General features: G+C 48.8%; 20 protein-coding genes, 6 tRNA genes, 4 rRNA genes and 2 other annotated features (1 of these 32 cut by a window edge). All 30 genes read left to right on the top strand.

Going from position 1 to position 23,204, the window contains the following annotated elements; genetic code table 11:
- Positions 1 to 18: 18 nt before the first annotated feature.
- The 30 genes from rrf (ACV3PA_RS02070) (at position 19) to rplA (ending at position 23,061) form a co-directional block, all read left to right on the top strand.
- A 5S ribosomal RNA gene (rrf, locus tag ACV3PA_RS02070) occupies positions 19 to 134 on the top strand.
- 9 nt (positions 135 to 143) lie between these two features.
- Positions 144 to 219 (top strand) — tRNA-Val (locus tag ACV3PA_RS02065).
- A 14-nt stretch (positions 220 to 233) separates the two neighbouring features.
- Positions 234 to 309 (top strand) — tRNA-Thr (locus ACV3PA_RS02060).
- A 62-nt stretch (positions 310 to 371) separates the two neighbouring features.
- Positions 372 to 458: transfer RNA gene (locus tag ACV3PA_RS02055), tRNA-Leu, on the top strand.
- Between the two features lie 40 nt (positions 459 to 498).
- A tRNA-Arg gene (locus ACV3PA_RS02050) sits at positions 499 to 572 on the top strand.
- Positions 573 to 576: 4 nt separating this feature from the next.
- Positions 577 to 653 (top strand) — tRNA-Pro (locus ACV3PA_RS02045).
- Between the two features lie 22 nt (positions 654 to 675).
- Positions 676 to 751 (top strand) — tRNA-Ala (locus ACV3PA_RS02040).
- A 125-nt stretch (positions 752 to 876) separates the two neighbouring features.
- Positions 877 to 2,438: ribosomal RNA gene (locus tag ACV3PA_RS02035) — 16S ribosomal RNA — on the top strand.
- 164 nt (positions 2,439 to 2,602) lie between these two features.
- Positions 2,603 to 5,516 (top strand): 23S ribosomal RNA (locus ACV3PA_RS02030).
- Between the two features lie 46 nt (positions 5,517 to 5,562).
- A 5S ribosomal RNA gene (rrf, locus tag ACV3PA_RS02025) occupies positions 5,563 to 5,678 on the top strand.
- The 16S, 23S and 5S rRNA genes sit together here with 6 tRNA genes alongside, the layout of an rRNA operon.
- Positions 5,679 to 5,809: 131 nt before the next feature.
- A complete protein-coding gene (locus ACV3PA_RS02020) occupies positions 5,810 to 6,265 on the top strand; it encodes a CtsR family transcriptional regulator (RefSeq protein WP_053451757.1) in 456 nt (151 codons plus the stop codon).
- 25 nt (positions 6,266 to 6,290) lie between these two features.
- Positions 6,291 to 6,719: a hypothetical protein gene (locus ACV3PA_RS02015; RefSeq protein ID WP_023466580.1), complete on the top strand. Its 429-nt coding sequence runs from the start codon at positions 6,291 to 6,293 to the stop codon at positions 6,717 to 6,719.
- Positions 6,712 to 7,785 (top strand): protein arginine kinase, encoded by a 1,074-nt coding sequence (locus tag ACV3PA_RS02010; protein WP_053451756.1) that lies wholly within the window; start codon positions 6,712 to 6,714, stop codon positions 7,783 to 7,785. Before ACV3PA_RS02015 ends, ACV3PA_RS02010 begins: the two co-directional genes overlap by 8 nt.
- Complete coding sequence (gene clpC / locus ACV3PA_RS02005; protein WP_035413120.1) at positions 7,785 to 10,232, top strand: ATP-dependent protease ATP-binding subunit ClpC; 2,448 nt, start codon at positions 7,785 to 7,787, stop codon at positions 10,230 to 10,232. The genes ACV3PA_RS02010 and clpC overlap by 1 nt, the downstream gene beginning before the upstream one ends.
- A 75-nt stretch (positions 10,233 to 10,307) precedes the next feature.
- A complete protein-coding gene (gene radA, locus ACV3PA_RS02000) occupies positions 10,308 to 11,684 on the top strand; it encodes a DNA repair protein RadA (RefSeq protein ID WP_029343076.1) in 1,377 nt (458 codons plus the stop codon).
- 127 nt (positions 11,685 to 11,811) lie between these two features.
- Positions 11,812 to 12,897 carry a PIN/TRAM domain-containing protein gene (locus ACV3PA_RS01995; RefSeq protein WP_456125526.1) on the top strand — a complete coding sequence of 362 codons (1,086 nt, stop codon included), beginning with the start codon at positions 11,812 to 11,814 and terminating at the stop codon, positions 12,895 to 12,897.
- 132 nt (positions 12,898 to 13,029) lie between these two features.
- Entirely contained in the window at positions 13,030 to 13,713 is a 684-nt protein-coding gene (ispD, locus tag ACV3PA_RS01990) for a 2-C-methyl-D-erythritol 4-phosphate cytidylyltransferase (RefSeq protein ID WP_456125525.1), read from the top strand.
- 2 nt (positions 13,714 to 13,715) lie between these two features.
- A complete protein-coding gene (ispF, locus tag ACV3PA_RS01985) occupies positions 13,716 to 14,198 on the top strand; it encodes a 2-C-methyl-D-erythritol 2,4-cyclodiphosphate synthase (protein ID WP_456125524.1) in 483 nt (160 codons plus the stop codon).
- Between the two features lie 43 nt (positions 14,199 to 14,241).
- Positions 14,242 to 15,690 (top strand): glutamate--tRNA ligase, encoded by a 1,449-nt coding sequence (gene gltX / locus ACV3PA_RS01980; RefSeq protein ID WP_053451752.1) that lies wholly within the window; start codon positions 14,242 to 14,244, stop codon positions 15,688 to 15,690.
- Positions 15,690 to 15,908: a binding site (T-box leader), on the top strand. Its footprint overlaps the gene before it by 1 nt.
- 27 nt (positions 15,909 to 15,935) lie before the next feature.
- Complete coding sequence (gene cysE, locus ACV3PA_RS01975; protein WP_268760699.1) at positions 15,936 to 16,637, top strand: serine O-acetyltransferase; 702 nt, start codon at positions 15,936 to 15,938, stop codon at positions 16,635 to 16,637.
- Entirely contained in the window at positions 16,591 to 17,988 is a 1,398-nt protein-coding gene (gene cysS, locus ACV3PA_RS01970) for a cysteine--tRNA ligase (protein WP_456125523.1), read from the top strand. The genes cysE and cysS overlap by 47 nt, the downstream gene beginning before the upstream one ends.
- Positions 17,985 to 18,389 (top strand): Mini-ribonuclease 3, encoded by a 405-nt coding sequence (locus tag ACV3PA_RS01965; protein ID WP_023466600.1) that lies wholly within the window; start codon positions 17,985 to 17,987, stop codon positions 18,387 to 18,389. Before cysS ends, ACV3PA_RS01965 begins: the two co-directional genes overlap by 4 nt.
- Positions 18,390 to 18,555: 166 nt before the next feature.
- Positions 18,556 to 19,239 (top strand): 23S rRNA (guanosine(2251)-2'-O)-methyltransferase RlmB, encoded by a 684-nt coding sequence (gene rlmB / locus ACV3PA_RS01960; protein ID WP_456125945.1) that lies wholly within the window; start codon positions 18,556 to 18,558, stop codon positions 19,237 to 19,239.
- The gene (locus tag ACV3PA_RS01955; protein WP_456125522.1) at positions 19,236 to 19,766 is read left to right on the top strand and encodes an NYN domain-containing protein; all 531 of its coding nucleotides are present in this window, start codon (positions 19,236 to 19,238) and stop codon (positions 19,764 to 19,766) included. The genes rlmB and ACV3PA_RS01955 overlap by 4 nt, the downstream gene beginning before the upstream one ends.
- Positions 19,767 to 19,952: 186 nt before the next feature.
- On the top strand, positions 19,953 to 20,594 hold the full coding sequence (gene sigH / locus ACV3PA_RS01950; protein WP_053451748.1) for an RNA polymerase sporulation sigma factor SigH: 642 nt from the start codon (positions 19,953 to 19,955) through the stop codon (positions 20,592 to 20,594).
- Positions 20,595 to 20,749: 155 nt separating this feature from the next.
- Entirely contained in the window at positions 20,750 to 20,896 is a 147-nt protein-coding gene (gene rpmG / locus ACV3PA_RS01945; RefSeq protein ID WP_023466603.1) for a 50S ribosomal protein L33, read from the top strand.
- A 44-nt stretch (positions 20,897 to 20,940) separates the two neighbouring features.
- Positions 20,941 to 21,111 carry a preprotein translocase subunit SecE gene (secE, locus tag ACV3PA_RS01940; RefSeq protein ID WP_023466605.1) on the top strand — a complete coding sequence of 57 codons (171 nt, stop codon included), beginning with the start codon at positions 20,941 to 20,943 and terminating at the stop codon, positions 21,109 to 21,111.
- A gap of 19 nt (positions 21,112 to 21,130) precedes the next feature.
- Entirely contained in the window at positions 21,131 to 21,682 is a 552-nt protein-coding gene (nusG, locus tag ACV3PA_RS01935) for a transcription termination/antitermination protein NusG (RefSeq protein WP_053451747.1), read from the top strand.
- 149 nt (positions 21,683 to 21,831) lie between these two features.
- Positions 21,832 to 22,257, top strand: a complete 426-nt coding sequence (gene rplK, locus ACV3PA_RS01930) for a 50S ribosomal protein L11 (RefSeq protein ID WP_023466609.1) — start codon at positions 21,832 to 21,834, stop codon at positions 22,255 to 22,257.
- A gap of 117 nt (positions 22,258 to 22,374) precedes the next feature.
- Positions 22,375 to 23,061, top strand: coding sequence for a 50S ribosomal protein L1 (gene rplA, locus ACV3PA_RS01925; RefSeq protein WP_023466610.1), 687 nt, complete (start codon positions 22,375 to 22,377; stop codon positions 23,059 to 23,061).
- A 55-nt stretch (positions 23,062 to 23,116) separates the two neighbouring features.
- Positions 23,117 to 23,204: a sequence feature (ribosomal protein L10 leader region), on the top strand (it continues 64 nt past the right edge of the window).

The following is a 23,204-nucleotide window of genomic DNA, read 5'->3' as shown; positions in this document are numbered from 1 at the left end:
ATGTTAAGATAATAAATGTCTGGTGGCGATAGCCAAGTGGTCACACCCGTTCCCATGCCGAACACGGAAGTTAAGCACTTGAACGCCGAAAGTAGTTGGGGGCTTCCCCCTGTGAGGATAGGACGCTGCCAGGCGATACATATGGAGGATTAGCTCAGCTGGGAGAGCACCTGCCTTACAAGCAGGGGGTCGGCGGTTCGATCCCGTCATCCTCCACCATTTTTATTACACTTGCCGGTGTAGCTCAGCTGGTAGAGCAACTGACTTGTAATCAGTAGGTCGCGGGTTCGACTCCTGTTGCCGGCACCATTTTTATCTTTAATGATCACCAGAATTCAATTGTGAATGAAGGTTCTACCTTTTATATCCCTGCCGGGGTGGCGGAACTGGTAGACGCACAGGACTTAAAATCCTGCGGGGGTTTCCCCGTGCCGGTTCGATTCCGGCCCTCGGTACCATTTTTCATTTTGGATGTTTACTGTTTGATCCTTATATTCCGCACCCTTAGCTCAGCTGGATAGAGTACTTGACTACGAATCAAGGGGTCGGGAGTTCGAATCTCTCAGGGTGCATTTTCGGGAAGTAGCTCAGCTTGGTAGAGCACTTGGTTTGGGACCAAGGGGTCGCAGGTTCGAATCCTGTCTTCCCGACCATCTTCAATTTCATCCCTTTAATGGGGCCTTAGCTCAGCTGGGAGAGCGCCTGCCTTGCACGCAGGAGGTCAGCGGTTCGATCCCGCTAGGCTCCACCATTTTTATGACGAACTTTGAAAACTGAACGATGAGGCAAAAAACGTATTCTACGGAATACAAAAACGAATGAAGCGCAAGCTTCGTCAATCGTGACTTCGGTCACAACAACGAGCAAGTCAAACACTTTATGGAGAGTTTGATCCTGGCTCAGGACGAACGCTGGCGGCGTGCCTAATACATGCAAGTCGAGCGCAGGAAGCTGACGGAACTCTTCGGAGGGAAGGCAGTGGAATGAGCGGCGGACGGGTGAGTAACACGTAAGGAACCTGCCTCAAGGATTGGGATAACTCCGAGAAATCGGAGCTAATACCGGATAGTTCAACGGACCGCATGGTCCGCTGATGAAAGGCGCTCCGGCGTCACCTTGAGATGGCCTTGCGGTGCATTAGCTAGTTGGTGAGGTAATGGCCCACCAAGGCGACGATGCATAGCCGACCTGAGAGGGTGATCGGCCACACTGGGACTGAGACACGGCCCAGACTCCTACGGGAGGCAGCAGTAGGGAATCTTCCACAATGGACGAAAGTCTGATGGAGCAACGCCGCGTGAGTGATGAAGGTTTTCGGATCGTAAAACTCTGTTGTAAGGGAAGAACACGTACGAGAGGTAATGCTCGTACCTTGACGGTACCTTACGAGAAAGCCACGGCTAACTACGTGCCAGCAGCCGCGGTAATACGTAGGTGGCAAGCGTTGTCCGGAATTATTGGGCGTAAAGCGCGCGCAGGCGGCCTTTTAAGTCTGATGTGAAAGCCCCCGGCTCAACCGGGGAGGGCCATTGGAAACTGGAAGGCTTGAGTACAGAAGAGAAGAGTGGAATTCCACGTGTAGCGGTGAAATGCGTAGAGATGTGGAGGAACACCAGTGGCGAAGGCGACTCTTTGGTCTGTAACTGACGCTGAGGCGCGAAAGCGTGGGGAGCAAACAGGATTAGATACCCTGGTAGTCCACGCCGTAAACGATGAGTGCTAGGTGTTGGGGGGTTTCCGCCCCTCAGTGCTGAAGCTAACGCATTAAGCACTCCGCCTGGGGAGTACGGCCGCAAGGCTGAAACTCAAAGGAATTGACGGGGACCCGCACAAGCGGTGGAGCATGTGGTTTAATTCGAAGCAACGCGAAGAACCTTACCAACTCTTGACATCCCATTGACCGCTTGAGAGATCAAGTTTTCCCTTCGGGGACAATGGTGACAGGTGGTGCATGGTTGTCGTCAGCTCGTGTCGTGAGATGTTGGGTTAAGTCCCGCAACGAGCGCAACCCCTATCCTTAGTTGCCAGCATTTAGTTGGGCACTCTAGGGAGACTGCCGGTGACAAACCGGAGGAAGGTGGGGATGACGTCAAATCATCATGCCCCTTATGAGTTGGGCTACACACGTGCTACAATGGACGGTACAAAGGGCAGCGAGACCGCGAGGTGGAGCCAATCCCATAAAGCCGTTCCCAGTTCGGATTGCAGGCTGCAACTCGCCTGCATGAAGTCGGAATCGCTAGTAATCGCAGGTCAGCATACTGCGGTGAATACGTTCCCGGGTCTTGTACACACCGCCCGTCACACCACGAGAGTTTGCAACACCCGAAGCCGGTGAGGTAACCGCAAGGAGCCAGCCGTCGAAGGTGGGGTAGATGATTGGGGTGAAGTCGTAACAAGGTAGCCGTATCGGAAGGTGCGGCTGGATCACCTCCTTTCTAAGGAAAACGTCCCTTACGGGACATGCCCATCGTTCAGTTTTGAGAGCTCGTCTCTCAGTCTCGATAGAGACACTCGCACCTTGAAAACTGAAGACATCAACAAGACATCAAACTTTTTATAACCATGTCATTAGACGTGTGTTCTTAGAATACCAACGCTAGATCAAGGTATGAAGGGCGTACGGTGGATGCCTTGGCACTAGGAGCCGATGAAGGACGCGACGAACAGCGATATGCTTCGGGGAGCAGTAAGTATGCTTTGATCCGAAGATTTCCGAATGGGGGAACCCACCATCTGTAATGGGATGGGACATGTTACATGAATACATAGTGTAGCGTGAGGCAGACCCGGGGAACTGAAACATCTAAGTACCCGGAGGAAGAGAAAGCAAATGCGATTCCCTGAGTAGCGGCGAGCGAAACGGGAACAGCCCAAACCGAAGAGCATGCTCTTCGGGGTTGTAGGACACTCTATACGGAGTCAAAAAGGAAGACAGTAGGTGAAGGACCTGGAAAGGTCCGCCGAAGAAGGTGACAGCCCTGTAGCTGAAACTGTTTTCCCTCCAGAGTGGATCCTGAGTACGGCGGGACACGTGAAACCCCGTCGGAATCCGGGAGGACCATCTCCCAAGGCTAAATACTCCCTAGTGACCGATAGTGAACCAGTACCGTGAGGGAAAGGTGAAAAGCACCCCGGAAGGGGAGTGAAATAGATCCTGAAACCGTATGCCTACAAGTAGTCAGAGCCCGTTAATGGGTGATGGCGTGCCTTTTGTAGAATGAACCGGCGAGTTACGATAACGCGCGAGGTTAAGCCGATGAGGCGGAGCCGTAGCGAAAGCGAGTCTGAACAGGGCGTTCAGTGCGTTGTCGTAGACCCGAAACCAGGTGATCTACCCATGTCCAGGATGAAGGTCAGGTAACACTGACTGGAGGTCCGAACCCACGCACGTTGAAAAGTGCGGGGATGAGGTGTGGGTAGCGGTGAAATGCCAATCGAACCTGGAGATAGCTGGTTCTCCCCGAAATAGCTTTAGGGCTAGCCTCGAGGTTGAGAGTTCTGGAGGTAGAGCACTGATTGGACTAGGGGCCCCCACAGGGTTACCGAATTCAGTTAAACTCCGAATGCCAGCAACTTATACTCGGGAGTCAGACTGCGAGTGATAAGATCCGTAGTCAAGAGGGAAACAGCCCAGACCGCCAGCTAAGGTCCCAAAGTGTATGTTAAGTGGAAAAGGATGTGGCGCTGCCTAGACAGCTAGGATGTTGGCTTAGAAGCAGCCACCATTCAAAGAGTGCGTAATAGCTCACTAGTCGAGTGGCGCCGCGCCGAAAATGTAACGGGGCTAAACATACCACCGAAGCTGCGGATTCCGTAAGGAATGGTAGGGGAGCGTTCCAAACCGCTGTGAAGCTGTACCGGAAGGAGCAGTGGAGCGTTTGGAAGTGAGAATGCCGGTGTGAGTAGCGAAAAGAGGGGTGAGAATCCCCTCCGTCGAAAGCCCAAGGTTTCCTGAGGAAGGCTCGTCCGCTCAGGGTTAGTCTGGACCTAAGCCGAGGCCGAAAGGCGTAGGCGATGGATAACAGGTTGATATTCCTGTACCGCCGATCCACCGTTTGAACAATGGGGGGACGCAGGAGGATAGTGACGCATGCGGATGGAAGTGCATGTGCAAGTTTCAAGACCGTCTGATTGGCAAATCCGTCAGGCATCAAAGTCAAGGAACGATGCGGAGTCCCGTAGGGACGTAGGTCACGATTTCACACTGCCAAGAAAAGCCTCTAGTGAGGGGGAAGGCGCCAGTACCGTAAACCGACACAGGTAGGCGAGATGAGAATTCTAAGACGCGCGGGATAACTCTCGTTAAGGAACTCGGCAAAATGGTCCCGTAACTTCGGGAGAAGGGACGCTCTACACATGTAGAGCCGCAGTGAATAGGCCCAAACGACTGTTTAGCAAAAACACAGGTCTCTGCTAAATCGCAAGATGACGTATAGGGGCTGACGCCTGCCCGGTGCTGGAAGGTTAAGGGGATGGGTTAGCGCAAGCGAAGCTTTGAACCGAAGCCCCAGTAAACGGCGGCCGTAACTATAACGGTCCTAAGGTAGCGAAATTCCTTGTCGGGTAAGTTCCGACCCGCACGAAAGGCGTAACGATTTGGGCACTGTCTCAACGAGAGACCCGGTGAAATCATAGTACCTGTGAAGATGCAGGTTACCCGCGACAGGACGGAAAGACCCCATGGAGCTTTACTACAGCCTGATATTGAGGCTTTGTGCATGATGTACAGGATAGGCGGGAGACGTCGAGCCCGGAGCGCCAGCTTCGGAGGAGTCACCCTTGGGATACCGCCCTTCATGCATAGAGTCTCTAACTCGCAGCCGTCATCCGGCTGGAGGACCGTGTCAGGCGGGTAGTTTGACTGGGGCGGTCGCCTCCTAAACAGTAACGGAGGCGCCCAAAGGTTCCCTCAGAATGGTTGGAAATCATTCGTAGAGCGCAAAGGCAGAAGGGAGCTTGACTGCGAGACCTACAAGTCGAGCAGGGACGAAAGTCGGGCTTAGTGATCCGGTGGTTCCGCATGGAAGGGCCATCGCTCAACGGATAAAAGCTACCCTGGGGATAACAGGCTGATCTCCCCCAAGAGTCCACATCGACGGGGAGGTTTGGCACCTCGATGTCGGCTCATCGCATCCTGGGGCTGGAGTAGGTCCCAAGGGTTGGGCTGTTCGCCCATTAAAGCGGTACGCGAGCTGGGTTCAGAACGTCGTGAGACAGTTCGGTCCCTATCCGTCGTGGGCGCAGGAAATTTGAGGAGAGCTGTCCTTAGTACGAGAGGACCGGGATGGACGCACCGCTGGTGTACCAGTTGTTCCGCCAGGAGCATCGCTGGGTAGCTACGTGCGGACGGGATAAATGCTGAAAGCATCTAAGCATGAAGCCCCCTCCAAGATGAGATTTCCCTTTGAGTAATCAAGAAAGACCCCTCAGAGACGATGAGGTAGATAGGTCACGGGTGGAAGCATGGCGACATGTGGAGCTGAGTGATACTAATCGGTCGAGGCCTTGTTCTAGCAGATGCTTGTTGATGACTTCAGTTTTGAGGGCGCGAGCCCGTCGTCTGGTGACGATAGCCAAGTGGTCACACCCGTTCCCATGCCGAACACGGAAGTTAAGCACTTGAACGCCGAAAGTAGTTGGGGGCTTCCCCCTGTGAGGATAGGACGTTGCCAGGCACTTGACCGATCTGCAGATTGCAGGTCGGTCTTTTTGTGTTTTCTAAAAAGCCTTATCAGTTGCATTTCTTTTTTTAGATGATTACTATTAAATCAAACAATAGTCAAAGATGGTCAGAGAGGTGGTGCCAATGCAAAACATCACAGATATCATCGAAGCCTATTTAAAGCAAATTTTACACGACGAAAAGACGATTGAAATCAAACGTCAAGAAATTGCACAGCGTTTTGACTGTGTACCATCGCAAATCAACTATGTCATCAATACTCGTTTTACGGTCGAAAAAGGTTATTTTGTTGAAAGTAAACGAGGTGGCGGTGGGTACATTCGGATTCAAAAAATCGTTGTGCTCGATAGTCACGATCTATTAGATGAAGTCAGTTCATGGATTGGTGATCATTTGACGGAACAAGCTGCAGAAGATTACTTGATTCGTTTGATGAACGAACAATTATTGACGCGGCGGGAAGCTATTTTGATTCAATCGCTGTTGCAAAAAGAGAGTTTGCCGATGGCGATCGAAGATCAACACCGGATGCGTGCCCACTTGATGCGGACGCTTCTTCAAACTATGAAGCGACTCTAGTCGTCGGACATTGGAGGAATGCACTATGCGTTGTCAACGATGTGGCGAACGAGAAGCAATCGTCCGTGTCAAACTTCCACAAGAGTCAGAAACCGATGAAAAATTCTTATGTTCGGTTTGTGTGAGGGAGTTAGCACGTGAGTATCAAGGGACGGCCTGTCCGTCTTGTGGTATGACCCGCCAACAATTGCTTCATCTTCGTAAAGTCGGTTGCCCGACTTGTTATTCATTTTTTAAAGACGAAGTCGACGGGATGGTTCGCCAGTTCCAACACGGTCATACGCAACATTATGGCTCACGTCCTGATGAGGAATCCGTTGAAAAACGATTGAATCAGCAGCTCAGTCGGCTTAAAGAACAATTAAATCGCAAGATCTTAGCAGAAGATTATGAAGAAGCAGAAGTCATAAAACAACAGATTGAGAGTGTCGAGGAGGATTTGCGTCATGTTTGAAGAGTTGCTCCAACACCCTTTAAGCGAATCGATGAATCAATCTTCTCCCTTTGACGACATCGTCGTTTCGACACGTATCCGATTAGCACGTAATACGACACGGTATCCGTTCTCAACGATGTTGTCGGAGCAACAGGCAAATGCATTAATTGAAGAGACGGAACGCCAACTCAATGGGATGAAAGGTTTCCGGTTTGGTCGTGTCGATCAAGCGGATGTACTGACGCGAACCGCTTTAGTAGAAAAGCATCTGATTAGTCCAGCGTTAGCGAGTCATCCGCGAACAGGTCTCTTCATTAGTGAAGATGAGCAGATTAGTGTCATGGTGAATGAGGAGGATCATTTCCGCATTCAGACGCTCTTGCCAGGACTACAGCTCGAAGAAGCATTTCGCATCGCAAAACAAGTCGATCGTTTGATTAGTGAACGATTTAAGATTGCTTTTGATGATACGCTTGGTTATTTAACGACGTGTCCGAGTAACGTCGGAACAGGTCTCCGTGCTTCCGTGATGTTGCACTTGCCGGGACTCGTCCTGACGAATCAGATTCAAGGGTACATCAAACACTTACGGCAGCTAGGATTCGCGATTCGTGGGCGTTACGGCGAGGGAAGTGATGCTTCTGGTCGCATGTTCCAGCTTTCAAATCAACGGACTCTTGGGGCAAGTGAGGATATGCTGATCACGGACTATCAATTTGCGGTCGAAGCATTAATTGAAGCAGAACAAGCAGCAAGAAAAGGATTATTGGAGATGTATCAAGAAGAACTAGAGGACAGACTATATCGTTCCTACGGTATCTTGACCTCAGCTCGATTGATTACAGCTCGAGAGGCGACGGAACGACTATCGGATGTTCGCTTAGCAGATAGTCTGGGATTAGAGGTCAATCTTCCTCCAAATCTTTTTCATCAACTGCTCGTTTCGTTACAAACAGGTTTTCTACAAAAGCATTTCGGGAAACAATTAACATCTAGAGAACGGGACATCGAACGGGCAAAACGAATCCGGACGATGTTAACCGAACAGACAAATAGGGATCACACACAAGGAGGTTTTGCATAATGATGTTTGGACGATTCACAGAACGTGCACAACGTGTATTGGCACTTGCTCAAGAAGAGGCAGTACGGTTGGGGCACCATAATATCGGAACAGAACACATTTTACTCGGACTTGTACGTGAAGGAGACGGAATCGCTGCGAAAGCATTAACAGCACTTGGTCTCAGTTCAGATAAAATTCAGATGGAAGTCGAAGCATTGATCGGTCGAGGACAAGATGGTGCAACGACGATTCACTATACACCTCGTGCGAAAAAAGTTATTGAGCTATCAATGGATGAGGCACGTAAACTTGGTCACTCTTACGTCGGGACAGAACACCTTTTACTCGGTTTGATTCGAGAAGGAGAAGGCGTTGCTGCTCGTGTCTTGAATAACTTAGGTATCAGTCTTTCAAAAGCTCGTCAGCAAGTACTCCAGTTGCTTGGGAACAGCGAAACAACAGCAAACGCATCGCAAGCCGGTTCAGGTGTTGCAACACCAACACTTGATGGTCTTGCTCGTGATTTGACGCAACAAGCGCGTGAGACACGTCTTGACCCAGTCATTGGTCGCGCGAAAGAGATTCAACGCGTCATTGAAGTTTTGAGCCGCCGGACGAAGAACAACCCGGTCTTGATTGGGGAACCAGGGGTTGGTAAAACAGCTGTCGTTGAGGGTCTTGCTCAACAAATCATCAACAATGAAGTACCGGAGACGTTACGTAATAAACGCGTCATGGTACTCGACATGGGAACACTCGTCGCCGGTACGAAATACCGTGGTGAATTCGAGGATCGCTTGAAAAAGGTCATGGATGAGATTCGTCAAGCTGGGAACATCATTCTCTTCATCGATGAGTTGCATACATTGATTGGAGCAGGTGGAGCAGAAGGTGCGATCGATGCATCGAATATCCTTAAACCATCACTCGCGCGAGGCGAGCTACAGTGTATCGGAGCTACGACACTTGATGAGTACCGGAAGTACATCGAAAAAGATGCGGCACTCGAACGTCGTTTCCAACCAATCCAAGTCGCTGAGCCAACGACAGATGAAGCAACACAAATCCTATTCGGTCTTCGCGATCGTTATGAAGCACACCACCGTGTGACGATCACAGACGAAGCGATTCAAGAAGCCGTCACATTGTCGGATCGATACATTTCGGATCGTTTCCTTCCAGATAAAGCGATCGATTTGATTGATGAAGCGGCATCAAAAGTTCGTTTACGCTCGTATACAGCGCCACCGAACTTAAAAGAAGTCGAAGCGAAACTTGAAGGTATCCGTAAAGACAAGGACGAAGCTGTCCAGAGCCAAGAGTTCGAAAAAGCAGCAAGCCTTCGTGATACGGAACAAAAATTACGTGATGAGCTGGAGCGTTTGAAAGAGGAATGGCAGAATAAACAGGGCAACGAAAAACTTGAAGTCACAAAAGATGACATCGCCCAAGTCGTTGCTAACTGGACAGGTGTACCGGTCACGAAGATCGCGGAAGAAGAGACCGATCGTCTCCTTCGCCTCGAAGAAATCCTTCACGATCGTGTCATCGGTCAAAATGAAGCCGTTAAATCAATCTCAAAAGCGATCCGCCGGGCACGGGCTGGACTTAAAGATCCAAAACGTCCGATTGGTTCGTTCATCTTCCTCGGTCCTACAGGGGTTGGTAAGACAGAGCTTGCACGTGCGGTTGCTGAAGCAATGTTCGGAGATGAGGATGCGATCATCCGGATCGACATGTCAGAGTACATGGAGAAACACGCAACGAGTCGTCTCGTCGGTTCACCTCCAGGGTATGTCGGCTACGAAGAAGGCGGTCAATTGACAGAAAAAGTTCGCCGGAAACCATACTCGGTTATCTTACTTGATGAAATCGAGAAGGCTCACCCAGAAGTCTTCAACATTCTCTTACAAGTACTTGATGATGGACGCTTGACGGACTCGAAAGGTCGGACGGTTGATTTCCGTAACACGATCATCGTCATGACATCGAACGTCGGTGCAAGTGCCCTTAAACGGAATAAATATGTCGGATTCGCTGTTTCGGAAGATACGGATCGCGAATACAAAGATATGAAAGATAAAGTCATGGAAGAACTCAAACGGGCGTTCCGTCCAGAGTTCTTGAACCGGATTGACGAAACGATCGTCTTCCACTCACTCGAGAAACAACACATCGAAGAGATCGTGAAGTTGATGGCGAAAACCCTTGAAAAACGTTTGGCTGAACAGGAAATTCATTTCGAATTGACACCAGCTGCCCTCTCGAAGATCGCTGATATCGGATACGATCCAGAGTACGGTGCGCGTCCAATCCGTCGTGCCCTTCAGCGGGAAGCGGAAGACCGGTTGTCAGAAGCATTGCTCGCAGGTGATATCCAAAAAGGAGAGCATGTTGCGCTTGATGTCGAAGAGAACGAATTCATCGTTCGCCGGAATCACGTGAGTTCTGCCGCAACGGAATAAGCACTGAGCACAGGGCCAGCTTTCGCACTTTCTGAGCGAAGCTGGTCCTTTTTTTGAAAAGAAAGGATGAATCGATTGGCTAAGTTAAAAACAAAGTTCGTTTGCCAAAGCTGTGGAACCGAATCACCGAAATGGATGGGACGTTGTTCGGGGTGTGGAGAATGGAACACGATGGTCGAAGAAGTCGTTGAAGAGAAAAAAGGACGACGCGGTGCCGCATTCGTTCATACTACAACAAAACAATTAAAACCAGAACGCCTCGCGAACATCGTCTCGCAAGAAGAGAGTCGCGTCTTTACCGGAAGTGGTGAATTCGACCGCGTTCTTGGTGGCGGCATCGTTCCCGGATCGATGGTACTCGTTGGAGGAGACCCGGGGATTGGGAAATCAACGATTCTACTTCAGACGAGTGCTCGTCTTGCCCAGCGTGGCGAAAAAGTCCTCTACATCTCAGGGGAAGAGTCGCTCAAACAAACAAAGCTGCGCGCGGAACGACTGGGATTACCGACGCAAGATTTATTTGTCCTTAGTGAGACAGATATGAATATGATTGAACGCGTCGTCGATGAAGAACAGCCACGTTTTTTAATCATCGACTCGATTCAAACTGTCTACATTGATGAAATTCAATCGGCGCCAGGGAGCGTAACACAGGTACGTGAATGTACAGCAATGCTGATGAAAATTGCGAAGAGTCGTGGTATTGCGATTTTCATCGTCGGTCACGTCACAAAACAAGGTTCGATTGCCGGCCCTCGTTTGCTTGAACACATGGTCGATGCCGTCTTGTACTTCGAAGGCGAACGTCACCATACGTTCCGCATTTTACGCGCCGTTAAGAACCGGTTTGGTTCGACGAATGAAATCGGGATTTTTGAGATGCGGGAGTCAGGACTCGAAGAGGTCCTCAATCCATCCGAAATTTTCCTCGAAGAGCGGACATCTGGCGTATCTGGTTCGACGATCGTTGCATCGATGGAAGGGACACGGACGGTTCTCGTTGAACTGCAAGCGCTGATTTCACCGACGTCGTTTGGGAACCCTAGACGAATGGCGACCGGAATTGATCAAAATAAGGTGGCTTTGTTGATGGCTGTCCTTGAGAAACGATCGGGTCTTCTCTTGCAGACACAAGATGCTTACCTCAAAGCAGCGGGTGGTGTAAAGCTCGACGAACCAGCGATTGATTTAGCAGTCTGTGTCGCCATTGCTTCAAGTTTCCGCGATAAGCCGACGCGTCCGACTGATGTCGTAATTGGTGAAGTTGGATTGACAGGCGAAGTTCGACGTGTGTCGCGGATTGAACAACGCGTAGCAGAAGCCGCTAAACTTGGTTTCACACGCGCCATCATTCCAAAAAATAACCTGGGTGGGTGGACGTATCCAGATGGCATTACGGTCGTTGGTGTCGAGAGTGTGGACGAAGCATTACGTGAAACCATCCCGTTTTAAGCTGGAATGACGCAAAAAGTGGGGAAGCTGTAATGGATATGTAAACAGTTTCCCCTCCTTCCGGCGTAGGTAGTTCAAATCAGTACATGTTACAATGAACTTAAAATAAGCAAAGGAGGTGAGAAGATTGAAAATCGTCATTCGGGTATTTTTTGCATTACTTGGACTTGCCCTCGGGATTTTGTTGCTGCCTCAGTTCTTCCAATTAATTGAAACGGCAACGAATACGACATTCCCTACATGGTTGATGAGCGAATACGTAACTGGAACGATTGGTGCACTCATATTCTTATTAATTGGATTATTCATTACGGATTCGGTAATTCGACTTCTCCGATTTTTAGAAGAACGACTTGTCAAAGCCCCAGTAGCAGATCTCTTTTTTGGAACATTTGGTCTTTTGATCGGGTTGGTACTAGCATTCCTCGTCAGTACATTGATTGATTTGGTAGGTATCCCTGTCTTAAGTAATGTCTTAACGATTTTCGTGACCGCGTTATTCGGATATCTCGGCTTTACGGTCGGTTATCGCAAACGTCATGAATTGACAAAAATCTTCTTACGTAGCAACCAAAGTGAGAAAAAGGCGACACCAGAAGTGATCGTACCAGCTAAATCAAACAGTAAGGTTCTCGATACGAGCGTCATCATCGATGGTCGGATCACGGATATTACGAAAACTGGCTTCGTTGAAGGGAAACTAATCGTCCCGCAATTCGTCATCGGTGAGTTGCAATACATCGCTGACTCTTCCGATACGTTGAAACGAAACCGGGGACGTCGTGGACTCGACGTCTTAAAAGAGTTACAAGAGATTCCAGGAGTCGAGGTCGAAATTTATGATGGCGACTTTGAGGATGTACCGGAAGTCGACATTAAGCTGATTAAACTAGCGGAACTCGTCAAAGGCATCGTCGTCACGAATGACTATAACTTGAACAAAGTTTGTGAAGTTCGACATGTGCCTGTTCTTAACATCAATGATCTAGCGAATGCCGTCAAACAAGTCGTCATTCCAGGTGAAGAGATGACCGTCCTTGTGATTAAGGAAGGGAAAGAACAGAAGCAAGGCATCGCGTATCTCGAAGACGGAACGATGGTCGTCGTCGAAGGCGGAAAACACTTGATTTCCAAAACAATCGGCGTCGTCGTCACGAGTGTCTTGCAGACGTCAGCAGGACGAATGATTTTTGCGAAACCACAAGAAAAATGAGACACTATGCCTAGAGAGACATCGAGAGGCACTCGGATAGACCCCGTAACGGATTCGATTTCACGATCGAGTCCGTTTTCGGTGTGACGAAGTGCGGCATGATGATCAGTTAGGAAGAAAAGAGGGAATGTGATGTCTACAGCCACGTATCGTGTCGTCATCCCCGCTGCTGGTGCTGGTAAGCGGATGGGCGCTGATCGTAATAAATTGATGCTCGAACTGAGAGAACGTCCAATCATTGCTTGGACACTAGACGTCTTTGAGGCAGATCCTGCATGTACGGAGATCGTTCTTGCCATCAATCCACTGGAGCAAGATTGGTTCACAAGCATTACCGCGTCGTATACGACATCCATTAAACTTGTCGCAGGTGGTGCCGAACGTCAAGAAAGTGTACTCCGTGGTCTTGAGGCACTTGAAGGGGAAGGAATCGTTCTAATCCATGATGGCGCCCGACCGTTCATTTCGCAGGAAGCGATTCATGCTGTCGTACAGGCGGCAACTTTAAATCAGGCGGCGATTCTCGCTGTACCGATTAAAGATACGGTGAAACGAATCGAAGCGAATCAAATCAGTGAAACGGTTCCACGTGAGCAGCTGATGGCAGCACAGACACCGCAAGCGTTTGATCTTGCGACGATTCGTACGGTTCACGAGAAGGCGGCAACGAAATACCTAGGAACCGATGATGCAAGTTTGATAGAATGGGACGGAGGAAAAGTGACGATCGTTACCGGTCACTACGAAAATATCAAGATGACGACACCGGACGACTTATGGTTCGGTGAAGCGATTCTAATGAAACGAGGGAAATGATCATGATTCGAATTGGACAAGGTTTTGATGTACATGCCTTTGCAGAGGATCGGAAATTGATTTTAGGCGGCATCGAGATTCCGCATACGAAAGGATTGCTCGGTCACTCGGATGCTGACGTCTTGTTACATACGATTGCCGACGCAGCACTCGGTGCGATTGCAGCAGGAGATATCGGAAAACATTTTCCGGATACGGACCCAGAATTCAAAGATGCAGATTCAGCAAAATTACTTGAGCATGTCTACGCACTCGTTAAACAACAAGGGTACGAGCTCGGCAACCTAGATGCGACAGTCATCGCCCAGGTGCCAAAGCTTCGTCCGTATATTGATACGATGCGGGCGCGGATCGCGGAATTACTCGAAGCGGACATTGAACAGATTAATGTCAAGGCAACGACGACGGAATGGTTAGGTTTTACGGGACGAGAAGAGGGAATCGCTTGTCAAGCAGTGATTCTACTGAAACGAATCGAAGAATAAGGTATACTAGATAAGCGAATTTTAGTCGAAGGAGTGATTGGCAATGGCAGAAGTACGAGTACGTTATGCCCCAAGTCCAACAGGACACTTGCATATCGGGAATGCCCGGACTGCATTATTTAACTATCTGTTTGCACGCCATTTAGGCGGTAAGATGGTATTACGAATCGAGGATACGGACCAAAAGCGGAACATCGCAGATGGTGTCGAGAGTCAAATGAAGAATCTTGAGTGGCTCGGTGTCGATTGGGACGAAGGTCCAGGTCGCGGTGGCGAGTATGGTCCATATTCACAAATGGAGCGTCTCGATATCTATCAAAAGTATACGGATGAGTTACTTGAAAAAGGACTCGCTTACCGTTGCTATATGACATCGGAAGAGCTCGAAGCAGAACGCGAAGCGCAAATTGCACGCGGTGAAGCACCACGTTATTCAGGTGCACACCGTAACCTGACAGCAGAACAAGAAGAAGCGTTCCGCGCAGAAGGTCGCACGCCGTCGATTCGGATTCGTGTGCCGGAAGATGTCACGTATACATGGAATGATATTGTCAAAGACGACGTCTCCTTCGAGTCAAAAGATTTCGGTGACTGGGTCATCGTCAAAAAAGACGGCATTCCGACGTATAACTTTGCTGTTGTCATCGACGATCACTTGATGGCGATCAGTCATGTTCTTCGCGGGGATGATCATATTTCGAACACACCGAAACAGATGATGATCTATGACGCGTTCGGTTGGGAATATCCGACGTTCGGTCACATGACATTGATCGTCAACGAATCACACAAAAAACTCTCAAAACGCGATCACTCGATCATCCAGTACATCGAGCAGTATAAAGAGCTCGGTTATCTACCGGAAGCATTGCTAAACTTCATCACGCTTCTCGGCTGGTCACCGGTTGGCGAAGAGGAAATCTTCACAAAAGAAGAGCTCATCAAGATCTTTGACGCGGATCGTCTCTCGAAGAGTCCGGCTGTCTTTGACCAAAACAAATTGGCTTGGATCAACAGCCAGTACATGAAACACCAATCGTTCGAAGAAGTATTCGAAGCGAGCCTTCCGTTCTTACAAGAAGCAGGTCGCGTTGAAGCATCACCTTCAGAAGAAGAGCTCGCTTGGGCACGTGATCTCGTCTCACTTTACCGTGAGCAGATGACGCACGGTGCAGAAATCGTCAAGCTTTCAGAGATGTTCTTTGAAGATGAAGTGGTGTATGATGAAGAGGCAAACACTGTCTTGAGCGGCGAGACAGTTCCGGCTGTTTTAGCAGAATTCGCGAACCAGTTACGTGCTCTAGAAGAGTGGACACCAGAAGCGATTAAAGCATCGATCAAAGCGACGCAAAAAGCAACTGGTCAAAAAGGGAAAAACTTGTTCATGCCAATTCGTGTCGCGACGACGGGACAGACGCATGGTCCAGAACTCCCGAACACGATTCAATTACTAGGAAAAGACCGTGTGCTTGCACGGCTTGAAGCAGAATAACGAAAGCGTAGACGAGGAAAGTAACGATGCGTCTTCTTCTCCAGAGACAAGCTCGAATGGTGCGAGGGCTTGAAGAAGCGAATCATGAAATGCCCCTCTGAGTGCTGCCCGAAATCGGTGAGAGTAGGCGCAGACGTATCTCCGGCGTTAACGGACGTCGAGAGGGACGAGTATATCGTCCAAACAGAGTGGGACCGCGCTTCGTTAGCGTCTCTGTGCAGCAATGCATGGAGGCGCTTTTTCTTATGGAGAGGAGAACGAATATGACACGGATACGAGAAGATATCCGCAATGTGTTTGAGCAAGATCCAGCTGCCCGCAGCACGTTAGAAGTCATTTTGACATACCCGGGCTTACATGCGATATGGATGCATCGTCTTGCCCATCGGCTCTGGAAAGCGAAGTTTCGCTTACTCGGTCGATTGATTTCGCAGTTCAGTCGCTTTTTGACCGGCATCGAGATTCATCCGGGAGCGACGATTGGACGCCGATTCTTTATCGATCACGGGATGGGTGTCGTTATTGGTGAGACGACGATTATCGGTGATGATGTCACGTTGTTTCAAGGCGTGACACTCGGCGGAACGGGGAAAGAAACAGGAAAGCGTCATCCGACGATTGAAGACGGAGTTCTTGTTTCAGCAGGTGCTCGTGTCCTCGGCGACATCACGATCGGGGCATACTCTAAAATTGGAGCGAGTTCCGTCGTCCTAAAACCTGTTCCTCCGAATGCGACGGTCGTCGGCATTCCGGGACGCGTCGTCATTCAGGACGGCATGAAGGTCGAAGCACCACTCGATCATCGTTTCCCGGATCCCGTCAGCGAGTGCCAAGAGCGAATCGAAATGGAACTAGAAGTATTAAAACAAGAAATCGAACGGATCAAAGGAGGGCGACGTCATGATTCAACTGTACAACAGCATGACCGGAAAAAAGGAACCATTTAAGCCATTAGAAGAAGGAAAGGTCAAGATGTATGTCTGTGGCCCGACCGTTTATAACTACATCCATATCGGAAATGCGCGTCCAGCAATCGTCTTCGATACGGTCCGTCGTTACTTCACGTATCGCGGATATGAAGTCAAATACGTCTCGAACTTTACTGACGTCGATGATAAGATCATTCGGACGGCGAACGAACTCGGAGAAGACTACCATGCGTTAACGAAACGTTTCATCGAGGCATATCATGCGGATACAGGAGCTTTGAATGTCCAAAAAGCGGATATTCATCCACTCGTTACAGAAACGATGGACGATATCATCGCCTTCATCGAAGTGCTCGTTGAAAAAGGAAATGCCTATACATCAAGCGGCGATGTCTATTTCCGAACACGTAGCTTCGATGACTACGGACAATTAAGCCAACAGTCAATCGACGAATTACGTGCAGGTGCGCGGATCGAAGTAGGAGATAAAAAAGAAGACCCACTTGATTTCGTTCTCTGGAAAGCAGCGAAACCAGGTGAACCGGCATGGACGAGTCCATGGGGAGAAGGACGACCAGGCTGGCACATCGAATGCTCGGCAATGGCGAAGAAGTACCTCGGTGAGACGATTGATATCCATGCGGGTGGACAAGACTTGAAGTTCCCACACCACGAGAATGAGATTGCTCAATCGGAAGCATGCAATTCACAGAAGTTCGCAAACTACTGGATGCATAATGGTTTCTTGAACATCGAAAACGAGAAGATGTCGAAATCACTCGGTAACTTTCTGACGGTCCATGAAGCGATTCAAGCGGTCGATCCGATGGTCTTGCGTTTCTTCATGTTATCGGTTCAGTATCGTCACCCGATCAACTATAGTCGTGAATTGATCGATCAGGCGGCAAATGGTCTCGATCGGATTCGCGAGTCGGTCGCAAATATCGAACATCGTCTTGAAATGACGGCTGATCTCGGAACAGGTGACGAGAAGTGGTTGAATCGCCTAGCGGCGATCAAGGAACACTTCATCACATCGATGGATGATGATTTCAATACAGCGAATGCGGTGACGGATTTGTTTGATCTCTCGAAAGAAGCCAATCTATACCTCGGAGAAGCACATGTGTCGAAACAGGTGCTCGAACAGTTTCTCGCACTGTTCTCGGAATTATCAGATGTCCTTGGTGTGACGTTGACAGTCGATAAAGGCTTGCTCGATGAGGAAGTCGAACAGTTGATCGAAGAGCGGAATACAGCCCGTCAAAATCGTGATTTCGCACGAGCGGACGCGATTCGCGACCAACTGCGTGATCAAGGTATCCTGCTTGAAGACACAGCACAAGGGATGCGGTGGAAGCGCGGATGAAGAACTACAAACAACTCAATGCACTCGCGTTAGCGTACATGGGCGACGTCGTCTATGAAATTCGTGTGCGGGAGCGATTGCTTGAACAAGGATATGTGAAACCGGGCGAACTACACAAAGCAGCCGTCCGGTACGTTCGGGCACAAGCACAAGCGACAGTCGTAACGCACTGGTTGAATACGGATGCGTTGACGGAAGAAGAAGCAGCGGTCGTCCGTCGTGGGAAGAATGCAAAATCTGGTTCTGTCCCGAAAAGCACAGACGTTCATACGTATCGTTACGCGACAGCATTTGAAGCATTACTTGGTTATATTTATCTTTCAGAAGGAGGAGATCGTCTTGAAGAACTCATCGGACAAGCGTTCGAATTACTCGAAGCCGAAAAAACAGACGAGTCCTAAGGTTACTGGCGCTAAGCCGAAGCCAAAAGCGCAACGTCCAGCGCAAGAGAAAAAGAAGGTTGCTCCCGTTAAGGAACAATCGGTCGTAATCGAACCGCTCGAAGAAGGGCAAGATTTCTTGTCAGGTCGTAACCCTGTCCTTGAGGCATTACGGAGTGGGCGCGAAATGAACAAGTTGTTCTTACAGGAAGGGCAACAAAAAGGACCACTCGCCGTCATCCATGCGATGGCGCAGGAAGCGGGAATTCAAATCCAGCTCGTTCCGCGTTCGCGATTAACGGGTTTAGCCGGAACGGAAAATCACCAAGGTGTTGTCGCAGCAGTTGCTGCGTATGAGTACGCTGAGATGGAAGATATCTTCGAGCTTGCACGTCAAAAGGATGAAACACCGCTCTTGATCATGCTTGATGAACTCGAGGATCCTCACAACCTTGGATCGATTCTGCGGACGGCAGATGCTGTCGGGGCACACGGGATCATCATTCCGAAGCGTCGATCGGTCGGATTAACACAAGTCGTCGCTAAAGCATCAACCGGTGCAATCGAACATATTCCAGTCGTTCGAGTGACGAACTTGGCGCGAACGATGGAAGATTTGAAAAAACAAGGCATCTGGTTCGTCGGAACGGATGCACGCGAAAGTGATGACTACCGGACACTTGACGGTACGATGCCCCTTGGAATCGTCATTGGAAGTGAAGGAAAAGGAATGAGCCGGCTCGTCCGTGAGAAATGTGACTTCCTCGTCCACCTCCCGATGGCAGGGCATGTCACGTCACTCAACGCATCGGTTGCTGCTTCGTTATTACTATATGAAGTCTACCGGACTAGAAAGCCGTATTCGCGATGAAGTATGATCGCCTCATCGTAGATGGCTATAATATCATTGGCGCATGGCCAGAATTTCGGACGTTGCGGGAGCAAGATTTTGAATTAGCACGGGAACGATTGATTCATGCGATGGCAGAGTACCAAGCCGTCACAGGGATCAGCGTCACGATTGTCTTTGATGCCTATCTTCAACCAGGACGTGAATCACGGATGCAAAAAAGTGGGATCGATATCGTCTATACACGGGAGAACGAAACAGCGGATGAATGGATTGAAAAGACCGCTGCTGATTGGCTACAAGACATCCGGGTCAAGCTGACTGTAGCGACAAATGACTACACGGAGCAGTGGGTCATCTTCACGCTCGGAGCACTTCGCATATCGGCGCAAGAACTCCGGCGTGAGTGGAAGGCGGCTGTTGCGGTCATCAAACAACAGACGACGTCTGCGAAGACGACGGCACAACCGCGCTCGAAGATTGATTTACCGGAAGACGTCATCGCCCGTCTTGAAGCGATTCGTCGACGAAAGAATTCAGATACATGATATGAACCATTCACATGAGCGGAGCACCGTTTTTCCTATTTTGGAAGAACGGTGTTTTTTTGTGGAAAGATACATATTGAGTACAGCAAAAGAGGTCATGCCAATTTTCATTGTCGTACGACAGGTAATTATTGTATAATTAAAAACAATTGAACTATTCGTCAATGATGCTTGGAGGGATACAGGATGAGTTTGGTTTCGTTCGACCAGTTTGAGTGCATGACCGATGAAGCGCTTGTAGAACAAGCGAAAGAGTTCGACAACAGCGATGCGCTCGAATTTTTGATCGAGCGGTATCGGAATTTCGTGCGCGCCAAAGCCCGTTCTTACTTTTTGATCGGGGCAGACCGGGAAGATATCATCCAAGAAGGAATGATCGGTCTTTATAAGGCTGTACGCGATTACCGAACGGATAAGCTCGCCTCGTTTAAAGGATTTGCCGAATTATGCATCACACGACAGATGATCACCGCGATCAAGACGGCGACACGTCAGAAACATATTCCGTTGAACTCGTACATCTCACTCGATAAACCAATCTATGACGATGAATCGGAGCGGACGTTGCTCGATATCATTACGTCGACTGCCCCATCTGATCCGCAGATTTTGATCATCAACCGAGAAGAATATGCAGACATTGAATCGAAGATGAATGAGATTTTAAGTGACCTCGAACGAAAGGTACTTGCGCTCTATCTTGACGGACGAACGTATCAGGAGATCTCTGACGACCTCGATCGTCACGTCAAGTCGATCGACAATGCGTTGCAACGTGTCAAGCGGAAGCTTGAGCGTTACCTCGAAGCACGAAAGATGACGGTCTAACAGAGAGGTAGATTGACCGTGATCCCTTCCTATGCTACTGTATAACTAGCGCCTTACTAGCGAGACGCCGCTCATAGGCGTTTTTTTTTACGCTCTTTTTCGGAAGGAACGTAACACAACGGAAGAGAAGAGTGGCAAAGAAGGAGGACTTTGAGATGGCGAAGAAAGTAGGCCTTGCTTGTGATAATTGCGGTGCCCGCGACTATACGACGATGAAAAAAGAGGATGTCACTGTCCGCTTAGAATTGAAGAAATTCTGCCGTCGTTGTAACGCGCATACGATTCATAAAGAAGCGAAATAAGGCTTCATCTGTCCCGATTTATTACATCCTGGAGGGAAAGTACTATGAAATTTTTGCGTGACGTATGGAATGAATTGAAAAAGACGAGCTGGCCAAAACGGAAAGAGCTGACGAAATACACATTGACGGTCATCGGAATGGTGATCTTCATGGGTGTCTTCATCTTCGGCGTCGATTCAGGGCTTAGCGCATTGATGAGCTGGTTGATTAAGTAAAAAGAAGAGGTGGCCTACCATGGAGAAACAATGGTTTGTCGTCCAAACGTATTCCGGATTTGAAAACAACGTCAAGGCAAACCTTGAACGTCGGATTGAATCCATGAACATGGACGAAAAAATCTTCCGTGTACTCGTTCCAATTGAAACGGTACAAGAAGAAGTAACGAACAAAAAGGGAGAAACGAAAATCAAGGAACGTGAAGTCAAGATCTTCCCGGGGTATGTCCTCGTTGAGATGGTCATGACGGATGATTCTTGGTATGTCGTCCGGAATACTCCGAACGTCACGGGCTTCCTCGGATCAGTCGGTGGTGGTTCAAAACCGACACCACTCCTTCCGGAAGAAGCAGAAAACATCCTTGGATCAATGGGTCTCGTCGATCTGAAGAGCCGTTACGACTTCTCACTCGGACAAATCGTCCGGATCAAAGAAGGAGCTTTCGAGAATCTCGAAGGTACGATCGAGGAGCTTGATACGGATGCTGAGAAGATGAAAGTATCTGTTGATATGTTCGGTCGCGAAACGAAGGTCGAGCTTGATTTCGCACAGGTCGAGAAAATCGATTAAGTTTCCTATTGCGAATGTTTTGTTTTAATGATACAATTTTTCGTGTTTGATGTTGTGCTTATTTCGATAAATAACTCGTCGAATAGAATGAGTGGGAGGACGCGCAACGTCCAATTAAACCACATTAAAGAATTAAGGAGGTGTGTCTCGTGGCGAAGAAGGTTATGAAACTCGTAAAACTTCAAATTCCTGCGGGCAAAGCAAACCCAGCTCCACCAGTTGGACCGGCACTCGGTCAAGCAGGTGTGAACATCATGGGCTTCTGTAAAGAGTTCAACGCTCGTACACAAGACCAAGCCGGCTTGATTATCCCTGTAGTCATCACGGTTTTTGAAGATCGTTCATTCACATTCATCACTAAGACTCCACCAGCAGCAGTTCTCTTGAAGAAAGCAGCTGGAATTGAGAGTGGTTCAGGTGAACCGAACCGTAAGAAAGTAGCGACAGTCAAACGTGACAAAGTTCGTGAAATCGCTGAAACAAAAATGCCAGACCTTAACGCATCATCTGTTGAAACAGCAATGTTGATGGTTGAAGGTACTGCACGTTCTATGGGTATCGTAATCGAAGACTAATGTCTTTTTGATTACCATGAACAACGATGAGGGTCGCAGGCGGATAGTTTCTTGAAGCCTGCTACCCTTTCATTATGTGGGAGGATTTTCCGCACAACCACAAAGGAGGAACCTAAAATGGGTAAGAAGTACAAAGAAGCTGCTAAGCTTATCGATCGTACGGTTTCATACGAACTCGCAGAAGCTGTAGATTTGACTAAAAAATCTGCAACTGCGAAATTCGATGAGACTATCGAATTGGCTGTTCGTCTCGGAGTAGATCCGAAGAAAGCAGACCAACAAATCCGTGGAGCAGTCGTATTGCCACACGGTACTGGTAAAACACAAAAAGTCCTCGTCTTCGCGAAAGGTGAGAAACTTAAAGAAGCGGAAGCTGCTGGAGCAGATTACGCTGGTGATGCTGAGTACATCAACAAAATCCAACAAGGATGGTTCGACTTCGATGTTATCGTTGCGACACCAGACATGATGGGTGAAGTTGGTAAACTTGGTCGCGTTCTCGGACCAAAAGGCCTCATGCCAAACCCGAAAACAGGTACAGTTACATTTGACGTCACAAAAGCAATCAACGATATCAAAGCTGGTAAAGTTGAGTACCGTGTCGACAAATCAGGTAACATCCACGTTCCTGTCGGTAAAAAATCATTCGATAACGAGAAACTCGTTGAGAACATCAACACAGTTATCGAAACTCTCGTAAAAGTTAAGCCTGCTACTGCTAAAGGTGTATACCTTAAGAACATCGCGATCGCTTCTACAATGGGTCCTGGTGTAAAAGTATCTTCAGCTGACTTCGCGAAATAATTTCGTCTAAAACGAACTTGACAACGTTCTAAGAACGCTGTTACAGTATAAAACGTTGATATATTTCGACATACCGTAGACAGAAGGTGCTCACATGGGCATAAATCCTTCCGAGGTGTTCTTGCTCAGAGAGCCTGTTTGTT

This window comes from Exiguobacterium sp. EA-TM-5 (assembly GCF_053878415.1).
Note: the sequence above shows the minus strand (reverse complement) of the source record. Positions and strands in the feature narration are given on the sequence as shown.

Bases quoted from the DNA above. Each gene is read 5' to 3' on its own strand.
- cysE (WP_268760699.1), top strand. From the start codon at position 15,936: ATGGAGAGGAGAACGAATATGACACGGATACGAGAAGATATCCGCAAT.
- clpC (WP_035413120.1), top strand. From the start codon at position 7,785: ATGATGTTTGGACGATTCACAGAACGTGCACAACGTGTATTGGCACTT.
- rlmB (WP_456125945.1), top strand. From the start codon at position 18,556: ATGAACAAGTTGTTCTTACAGGAAGGGCAACAAAAAGGACCACTCGCC.
- nusG (WP_053451747.1), top strand. From the start codon at position 21,131: ATGGAGAAACAATGGTTTGTCGTCCAAACGTATTCCGGATTTGAAAAC.
- ACV3PA_RS02010 (WP_053451756.1), top strand. From the start codon at position 6,712: ATGTTTGAAGAGTTGCTCCAACACCCTTTAAGCGAATCGATGAATCAA.
- ACV3PA_RS02020 (WP_053451757.1), top strand. From the start codon at position 5,810: ATGCAAAACATCACAGATATCATCGAAGCCTATTTAAAGCAAATTTTA.
- ispD (WP_456125525.1), top strand. From the start codon at position 13,030: ATGTCTACAGCCACGTATCGTGTCGTCATCCCCGCTGCTGGTGCTGGT.
- ispF (WP_456125524.1), top strand. From the start codon at position 13,716: ATGATTCGAATTGGACAAGGTTTTGATGTACATGCCTTTGCAGAGGAT.
- ACV3PA_RS01955 (WP_456125522.1), top strand. From the start codon at position 19,236: ATGAAGTATGATCGCCTCATCGTAGATGGCTATAATATCATTGGCGCA.
- gltX (WP_053451752.1), top strand. From the start codon at position 14,242: ATGGCAGAAGTACGAGTACGTTATGCCCCAAGTCCAACAGGACACTTG.
- sigH (WP_053451748.1), top strand. From the start codon at position 19,953: ATGAGTTTGGTTTCGTTCGACCAGTTTGAGTGCATGACCGATGAAGCG.
- cysS (WP_456125523.1), top strand. From the start codon at position 16,591: ATGATTCAACTGTACAACAGCATGACCGGAAAAAAGGAACCATTTAAG.
- ACV3PA_RS01965 (WP_023466600.1), top strand. From the start codon at position 17,985: ATGAAGAACTACAAACAACTCAATGCACTCGCGTTAGCGTACATGGGC.
- rplA (WP_023466610.1), top strand. From the start codon at position 22,375: ATGGGTAAGAAGTACAAAGAAGCTGCTAAGCTTATCGATCGTACGGTT.
- ACV3PA_RS02015 (WP_023466580.1), top strand. From the start codon at position 6,291: ATGCGTTGTCAACGATGTGGCGAACGAGAAGCAATCGTCCGTGTCAAA.
- secE (WP_023466605.1), top strand. From the start codon at position 20,941: ATGAAATTTTTGCGTGACGTATGGAATGAATTGAAAAAGACGAGCTGG.
- rpmG (WP_023466603.1), top strand. From the start codon at position 20,750: ATGGCGAAGAAAGTAGGCCTTGCTTGTGATAATTGCGGTGCCCGCGAC.